The organism is Leclercia sp. LSNIH3, assembly GCF_002935105.1.
Classification (GTDB): domain Bacteria; phylum Pseudomonadota; class Gammaproteobacteria; order Enterobacterales; family Enterobacteriaceae; genus Enterobacter; species Enterobacter adecarboxylatus.
The window spans coordinates 43144-50333 of sequence record NZ_CP026389.1 but is presented as its reverse complement, the minus strand read 5'-3'; the positions used below and the strand labels follow the sequence as shown (position 1 = coordinate 50333).

The 7190-nt window shown below is 47.3% G+C and carries 12 protein-coding genes and 1 pseudogene; 7 read left to right on the top strand and 6 right to left on the bottom strand.

The features are described from left to right. Positions 1-50 precede the first annotated feature (50 nt). From C3F35_RS23630 to C3F35_RS23615, 4 genes are read right to left on the bottom strand one after another with little or no spacing between them, the layout of a single operon-like run. Positions 51-368 carry a VirB3 family type IV secretion system protein gene (locus C3F35_RS23630; protein ID WP_000496058.1) on the bottom strand — a complete coding sequence of 106 codons (318 nt, stop codon included), beginning with the start codon at positions 366-368 and terminating at the stop codon, positions 51-53. A 49-nt stretch (positions 369-417) separates the two neighbouring features. Beyond that, positions 418-711, bottom strand: a complete 294-nt coding sequence (locus tag C3F35_RS23625) for a hypothetical protein (RefSeq protein WP_001749962.1) — start codon at positions 709-711, stop codon at positions 418-420. A gap of 9 nt (positions 712-720) precedes the next feature. Next, complete coding sequence (gene korA, locus C3F35_RS23620) at positions 721-1002, bottom strand: transcriptional repressor KorA (protein WP_000440698.1); 282 nt, start codon at positions 1000-1002, stop codon at positions 721-723. Between the two features lie 8 nt (positions 1003-1010). Then, on the bottom strand, positions 1011-1745 hold the full coding sequence (locus C3F35_RS23615) for a lytic transglycosylase domain-containing protein (protein ID WP_001749963.1): 735 nt from the start codon (positions 1743-1745) through the stop codon (positions 1011-1013). Between the two features lie 108 nt (positions 1746-1853). Here C3F35_RS23615 and C3F35_RS23610 point away from each other — a divergent pair, with 108 nt between their 5' ends. Genes C3F35_RS23610 through C3F35_RS23585 form a run of 6 tightly spaced genes read left to right on the top strand, consistent with a single transcriptional unit; the run spans position 1854 to position 4085 of the window. Next, on the top strand, positions 1854-2159 hold the full coding sequence (locus tag C3F35_RS23610; RefSeq protein WP_000960954.1) for an H-NS family nucleoid-associated regulatory protein: 306 nt from the start codon (positions 1854-1856) through the stop codon (positions 2157-2159). Positions 2160-2174: 15 nt separating this feature from the next. Beyond that, a complete protein-coding gene (locus C3F35_RS23605; protein WP_001749964.1) occupies positions 2175-2519 on the top strand; it encodes a hypothetical protein in 345 nt (114 codons plus the stop codon). Next, positions 2516-2830, top strand: a complete 315-nt coding sequence (locus C3F35_RS23600; RefSeq protein ID WP_001749965.1) for a TrbM/KikA/MpfK family conjugal transfer protein — start codon at positions 2516-2518, stop codon at positions 2828-2830. Before C3F35_RS23605 ends, C3F35_RS23600 begins: the two co-directional genes overlap by 4 nt. A gap of 35 nt (positions 2831-2865) precedes the next feature. Further along, positions 2866-3177: a hypothetical protein gene (locus C3F35_RS23595; RefSeq protein WP_001452736.1), complete on the top strand. Its 312-nt coding sequence runs from the start codon at positions 2866-2868 to the stop codon at positions 3175-3177. A 55-nt stretch (positions 3178-3232) separates the two neighbouring features. Further along, complete coding sequence (locus C3F35_RS23590; protein WP_024181859.1) at positions 3233-3874, top strand: restriction endonuclease; 642 nt, start codon at positions 3233-3235, stop codon at positions 3872-3874. Between the two features lie 4 nt (positions 3875-3878). Continuing rightward, positions 3879-4085 (top strand): hypothetical protein, encoded by a 207-nt coding sequence (locus C3F35_RS23585; protein ID WP_001749967.1) that lies wholly within the window; start codon positions 3879-3881, stop codon positions 4083-4085. Between the two features lie 10 nt (positions 4086-4095). Here the strand turns inward: C3F35_RS23585 and C3F35_RS23580 are convergent. Beyond that, positions 4096-4368 (bottom strand): annotated as a pseudogene (locus tag C3F35_RS23580) (IS1 family transposase); the annotation flags it as partial. Positions 4369-4466: 98 nt separating this feature from the next. Between C3F35_RS23580 and C3F35_RS23575 the strand changes: the two are divergent. Then, positions 4467-5900: a DNA cytosine methyltransferase gene (locus tag C3F35_RS23575; protein ID WP_001288432.1), complete on the top strand. Its 1434-nt coding sequence runs from the start codon at positions 4467-4469 to the stop codon at positions 5898-5900. Between the two features lie 33 nt (positions 5901-5933). Here the strand turns inward: C3F35_RS23575 and C3F35_RS23570 are convergent, their stop codons facing one another. Further along, positions 5934-7142 carry a type II site-specific deoxyribonuclease gene (locus C3F35_RS23570; protein ID WP_001749969.1) on the bottom strand — a complete coding sequence of 403 codons (1209 nt, stop codon included), beginning with the start codon at positions 7140-7142 and terminating at the stop codon, positions 5934-5936. Between the last annotated feature and the right edge of the window lie 48 nt (positions 7143-7190).

Sequence of the window (7190 nt, the reverse complement as noted above, 5' to 3'; positions counted from 1 at the left end):
CTTACGGTAGGCATCAATTTTTTTTGGCTTCGTAGCGGTGGCAGCTCTCATTATTTTAAACCCTTACGTTTGTAGTCAACAGAGGAATAAGACGATCCTCCCCACTGCTTAAACGGAGAATCAAACCAATTACTGAATTTGGTTTTCAACCACAGGCCCATAATTCGAAACATGCGGTCGTCATATTTTGTTAATGCAGCTGAAGGAATCCACAAAAAGACGAACACCAGAATCGCCCACATATGAATAATCATAAAAAGCGAGGCAGAAATCATGAATATCATCATAGCTACATTACGTGGTACACCCAGCGCGCGAGGTAAGCGAGTCGCACCTTTGAAAAGCGGTCTTTTCCCGTCAACGAACATCTTTGTAGTCCTCACTTTGGGGGACAAAAGTCCCCCCTTTTCGCGTTGTTCAGCTTCCTACGCCCGTCAGGGAAACCAGAAATGATGCAGAACCAATACCAATCAGCGAGATTACGATACGAGGAATAAAGCTGGCTGGGATTACGTGAAGCATCCACATAAAGCAACTAACCATGATCGCAATAGCACAACCAATTGGAATCCATGTGCTCAACCACGTCTGGATTGATGTAGCGGTTGATTCACCAGTATCGGTGCCAGCGGCCAGCGCAATTTGCGGCAGGGCAATGGACAAAACGCCCATAACTACCGCAGGGCCATACTTCTTAAACAACGTGGTCATACTTTCTCCTTACTCACTATCTTCTGTTGATTGCAGATTTAACCGGCATTCTTCAACGCCACACTTATCTTTCAAAAACTCTGCCAGTAGCCTTAAATCAGCCCAGGTTCGTAGCTCATGCTCTTTGTTAACCCTAATGGAACATGCGATCTGGCCCAGCTGTTCATCGTCTATCTGAAAAACGGGATACCACTTCTTTAATGAAACCCGTTCTATCGTTACCTCCTTCACTTTTCCTGCTTCAAATAGCTCCAGGATCTGTGATTGCAATACAAGGTACAAACGTTCCATCCATAACCTCATTCCCCCTTCGCTGTTTCCTGTCTGGTTAAAAAGGCATCCGTATTATTTCGGCTGAAGGCATCGCCATCACCCGAACCAAAAACATCTTGTTCACCGTCATACTGCGGCGCCGTACTTTTTGCCTGCTGAGGCTCAGTCGCGGTGCTGTCCTCACTGGTCTGGCCGTCAGGTAGCAGCGTAGGGATTTTCAAATCAGTTGATTGACGCGCCACGTTGATAACTTTCGTGACATACCCGTTAGAAATCCCGTTTGTGAGTGAGCCGGTGTTGTAGCAGGAAAGCGCGTGTCTCAGCGCAACCTGCCCGGCTGGGTAGGATTTCAGGGCGCTATCATAACAGGCTTTAAGGATGGTCTGGCTCGCCCGCAGGTTGATGCAGGGTTTGAAAATATCGTCAACCGAAAGACCCAGGCCCACTAAATTATTTGAGTTAATTTGTGCAAGGCCCATATCAAAACTTTTATTATCCTTCAGCAGAACTTTCGCAACGCTGACGGCCTCAGCTTCAGTACGCGGTTGCTGTTTTAACTGAATACTACCGTTAATATTGATCCTGTACGGCCCATTTGAGGACTCATGGCCGACGATGTACGCCATCGTTAAGGGTGAAACATCAGGCGCACATCTCTGCGCAAGCCTGGCAACTTCATCGGAGGCAGGCGCAGCACTGGCACGGCCAGCACAAGCAAGGCAGGCCAGAGCGAGAACCAGGAGTTTTGGATGTTTACTCATTTATGTTTCACCGCGTAATTGTAATTTCGACGACTTTTGTTTATGATAAGGGCTAATGAGATCGTGTCAAGAAGAAACGAAAAGAAAACCGCTGAAGGAAGGAAGGTGATGCTGGTTCCCCTGAAATCAGAAAAACGACCAAAAGGCGAACCCGTGTATCGTGACCCGGATAACCCTTTTAATACGTGGACTGGTATAGGGAAGCGCCCGGCCTGGCTAACTGCAAAATTGGACGCTGGCATTAGCCTGGAAGCCATGAAGATGCAGGGCGTAGCCAACCCCAGAGAACATAGACCAGCAAAATACCGCGACCCCAGGAACGCAGAAAATACCTGGTCCGGGACTGGCCGCCGACCCACATGGCTCAAAGAGCTGCTTGATAGTGGTTTATCACTTGATGATCTGAAGATATAACCGGAGGGTATAAAAATGGGCGAACTTATTGATTTTGCGGAAAGGCAAAAAAGCAGAAGGAAGAAAAAGGCATCTTCCATTCCGCCCATTTTTAGAAAATTTCGTGTCCATGCGATCAGGTTACTCGCCAGCATCATCAAATCCGGCTCTTATTCAGTTGCTTATATTGTTAAGAAAATTACAGGAAAGTTAATCAAGTTTTACACAATTTTAACGATTTTCGTTTTTGTTGTCGAATATATTGCAGGCGATATAGGTTACAAATCTATTTATAACGCAGCGTTATTATTAATATTGCTTACCGTTATCAACATTCTGGCGAGTGTATATCTGAACAAACTGTTAAGGACAAAACAATGAAGAAACTCTTAATACCTCTGATAGCAGCTGGTAGTCTGCTTTATATTCCTGCCAGCCATGCTGAAGATCCCTGCAAAGTTATTATGTGCATGGCGGGCAAGCTCACCGGCGATAGCGGCGGAAGCGAGTGTAACAGTGCTGAAGCTGCTTTCTTCAATATCGTTAAAAAGAACAAGCACGGCTTTTTACCCAACCACACGAAGGATGCCAGGAAGGCTTTTCTTAATGAATGCCCGGATAATGGCGAAGGTGGAAGTAACCAGTCGATGATAAGCCAGATCATAAGTAAATACGGGAAAGTTCGCTTATAGGCGAACTAGGAATAATCTCAATTTAAGGAGCCAACGTGAAAAAAATAATATTAAGTGCATTAGCCTGTACAGCTCTCTTAACTGGTTGCGTCAGCCAGGATAAAGGTAATGCGATGCAGAGCCAGCTGAATAACCAGCAACGCCAGATTAACGAATTATCCGTTCGTTTGCAGTCTGCGGAGTCCCGGCTATCAAAGCAGGAAGAAAAGCTGCGCAACGAACTGCTGCAATCCAGCGGCTATTGCTATCTGAATGGCGCCCGCTACTCGACCGGCACCGTACTTTACGGGCGGATTTGCCAGAATCAGTCAGGCAGCGCTTCGTGGCAGGTATACAGCCGTCGCTAAACACCAGGGCGGTTTAACCGCCCTTTTCTTTACCCTCAGAAAGCCCACTATGACCATGATCCCCTTCCCCACTACAGAAAACCTTATTCTATGGGCTTGCAGCGCCATCGCACTGCTTGCCGTTGTATTCTTCCGGCGTTCAGTACGGCACAGGCGACACAAAAGGAAGCAGCAAAGTGCGCGGCGGGTGCTGGAGCGCATAAAGACGTTGCCGGGCTTCCCACAAAAAATTGACTACCTGAGGAAAATTGATCCTTTTGTGTTTGAAGAACTGTTGCTGGAAGGATTTGAAGCGCATGGCTTCAGAACCATCAGAAACAAACGCTATACCGGCGATGGAGGCATTGACGGCCAGGTAATAATAGGAAAATATCGCTATCTTATTCAGGCTAAACGCTATCGCGGCCATATTGCTTTACAGCACGTACAGGAGTTCGAGAAGTTGCTTAAACGTCATAACTGTCGCGGTCTGTTTTGCCATACCGGGAAAACCGGCGCAGGTTCAAAATCTGTCAGTATTGCCAGTGAACGGATGGAGATTATCAGCGGCCAGCGCCTGATAGATTTGCTCACGCCCGGCAGCTCCTTCACTATCGCAACCGCCCCGCAGACGATGATGAAGCGTACCGCAGCAACACTAGAAACGAGCACCATTGTTAAAGATGCCGGTAAAGAAAATCGATACCATGAGAGTTAATTAAATGAAGTCAGTAACTATAGAAGCAAAAACATTTGCTGAAATGTTAGGAATAACAGAAGGTGAGTTAATCTTTGCCATTAAGAAAACTGGCACATTCAAAAACAAGACCATCCCACAACCTCATGAGCCACATAAATCAAATAATAGATTTTTATATTCAGACGTAATGAGGTTTATAGAATCACTAAAAGACAAAGAGAACCGGTAATGACTCCAACTTACTGATAGTGTTTTATGTTCAGATAATGCCCGATGACCTTGTCATGCAGCTCCACCGATTTTGAGAACGACAGTGACTTCCGTCCCAGCCTTGCCAGATGTTGTCTCAGATTCAGGTTATGTCGCTCAATGCGCTGAGTGTAACGCTTGCTGATAACGTGCAGCTTTCCCTTCAGGCGGGGTTCATACAGCGGCCAGCCATCCGTCATCCATACCACGACCTCAAAGGCCGACAGCAGGCCCAGAAGACGCTCCAGCGTGGCCAACGTGCGTTACCTAACAATAAACCTGTTTAAATATCCAGATAAAAACATTCAATCTGGGTCAAATGAGTGATACAGTTTCACCCATAAGACCCAATGGAGGCAATATGTCTGAATTTGAATTACTGGCGCAGGATCTGCTTGAGAAAGCAGAAGCGGAAGAACAACTGCGACAGGAAAATGATAAAAAGCTGCTCGGGCAGGTGCTGGAAATCTATGACCAGAAGTACGTGGCTGAACTGCTTAGAAAAGTTGGTAAAAATGAGTGGAGTCGCGAGACTCTTAATCGCTGGATTAATGGTAAGTGCTCACCTAAGACGCTGACGTTAGCCGAAGAGGAACTTCTACGAAAAATGCTTCCGGAAGCGCCTGCACATCACCCTGACTATGCCTTCCGGTTTATTGACCTGTTTGCTGGGATTGGAGGTATACGGAAGGGCTTCGAAACCATCGGTGGCCAGTGCGTTTTTACCAGTGAATGGAATAAAGAGGCTGTGCGCACATATAAAGCTAACTGGTTTAACGATGCTCAGGAACACACTTTCAATCTCGATATTCGTGAAGTCACGCTCAGTGATAAACCTGAAGTACCTGAAAACGATGCCTATGCTTACATTAATGAGCATGTGCCGGATCATGATGTACTTCTAGCAGGTTTCCCCTGTCAACCGTTTAGCCTTGCGGGCGTAAGCAAGAAAAACTCGCTCGGGCGCGCGCATGGTTTCGAATGTGAGGCTCAGGGAACGCTTTTCTTCGATGTGGCGCGTATTATCCGCGCAAAAAAACCTGCCATCTTTGTTCTTGAAAACGTTAAAAACCTGAAGAGCCATGACAAGGGTAAAACCTTTAAAGTCATCATGGATACCCTCGACGAACTGGGCTATGAAGTTGCGGATGCAGCTGAGATGGGCAAAAACGATCCTAAAGTTATCGACGGAAAGCACTTTTTACCTCAGCACCGAGAACGTATCGTTTTGGTCGGTTTCCGCCGTGATCTGAACATTCACCAGGGCTTTACCCTGCGCGATATTAGTCGTTTTTATCCGGAACAGCGTCCGTCATTTGGCGAACTGCTGGAACCCGTGGTTGACAGCAAATATATACTGACGCCGAAACTCTGGGAGTATCTCTATAACTACGCCAAAAAGCACGCAGCTAAGGGTAACGGATTCGGTTTTGGCCTCGTTAATCCTGAAAATAAAGAAAGCATTGCCCGTACGCTTTCTGCTCGCTATCACAAAGACGGGTCTGAAATTCTGATAGACCGTGGCTGGGATATGGCCACAGGTGAAACAGACTTCGCGAACGAAGAAAATCAGGCGCATCGGCCCCGCAGGCTGACTCCGCGAGAGTGCGCGCGCCTTATGGGTTTTGAAAAAGTAGATGGCAGGCCTTTTCGCATTCCTGTGTCAGACACTCAGTCGTACAGGCAGTTCGGTAACTCCGTAGTGGTGCCCGTGTTTGAAGCCGTAGCCAAACTGCTTGAACCTTATATCCTGAAAGCGGTTAATGCCGATTCGTGCAAGGTTGAACGAATCTGATCGCTCCTCCCGGTATTTATGCCGGGAGATAATCTATGGAATATCTGCGTAAAGCCCTGTCAGCTCAGCAATAAACGCACCTAGCGTCATTAGCTCAGCTCTCACCGCCTCCGGGTATTTTTTGTGCAGAGATGATGGCACGACCAATCTGACACCCGACTCCCGCATCTCCCGATATTGAGCCAGAGAAACTCCCTCCTGGAGTGTAAACAGATGCACCTGATGAATTTTATCGGCCTCATTCAGTATCTGACGCCAGCGATCCTTACAGGTAGTCTTGACTGCCAGCATGCGCAGATTTTCTACGGGAAACTCAGTATCGTGGTAAGCCCCTGCGGAAGGGAAAAGGAAATCGGGTTTTTTATTACCTTCTGTGATGGCCTGCGTCGCAAAGTGTCGCAGGCCGTGCTCAATGAATAGATGCTCCAGGTGCAGTTCCAGCGACTTCCCGGCTCTGGATTTACGGCGATTGCTGACAGAATTGGCCAGCGCAATAAATTCATCCACAGAGCCAAATCCTTTCCGGATGATATCCAGAACATGCAGTTCCTCAACCAATAGAAATATGTCGTACTCCACGCGCCGGCGGTCAAGAAGTTGCTCATCCGGATCAAGGGAATTTTTCACATAATGGCTGGCTGCATACTGAATAATTTCACTTCCCGACGGAAAGCGCAGGTGCCAGTCTTCAGGTAGAATATATTTATGATTTACTGGCGCTTGCTGTAGAGATAGTCCGCCTAGAATCTGTCCTGCGGGGCCGGATATAAGCGCTCCGGGTATAACTTCACCAATAGCGGTCTCAATGACGTCCTCTTCATCAGTGCTGGCGCATACCCAAATATTTACTTCCTTACAGTCCCCCCCTTGCTCATCAAGCTTGAAAGCCAGGAGCGTCAGAGCCCCTGTATTTTCAGGATCCTGAAGTGGGCTGCCTCTACCCCAGCGGGTAATCCTTTTTTCATTCCGGGTTTTACCAAAATGACGGCTGTTATAATAAATTGCCCTGGCTTCGCTGTCAGGGCAATCATGCGATGACACATGTGCGGTGAGAAAAACCGAAGGGTTCAGTTCACGGGTATGGTTGATAGACGGAAAGAGTTTTTCAACGATACCTGAAGGGATATAAAGCCCTACCTGGTGACCACCTGTTGCGCCGGTATCGTTGGCGGAAAGGCGTTTGATGTAGACGAAGTAATTCTCACATGCGATCTCAAGTAGCCAGTTGTGGAAAACCGACATAAGCATCCCCTGTTACCCTGAAACTCTACTCACCATTTTTTCATGATT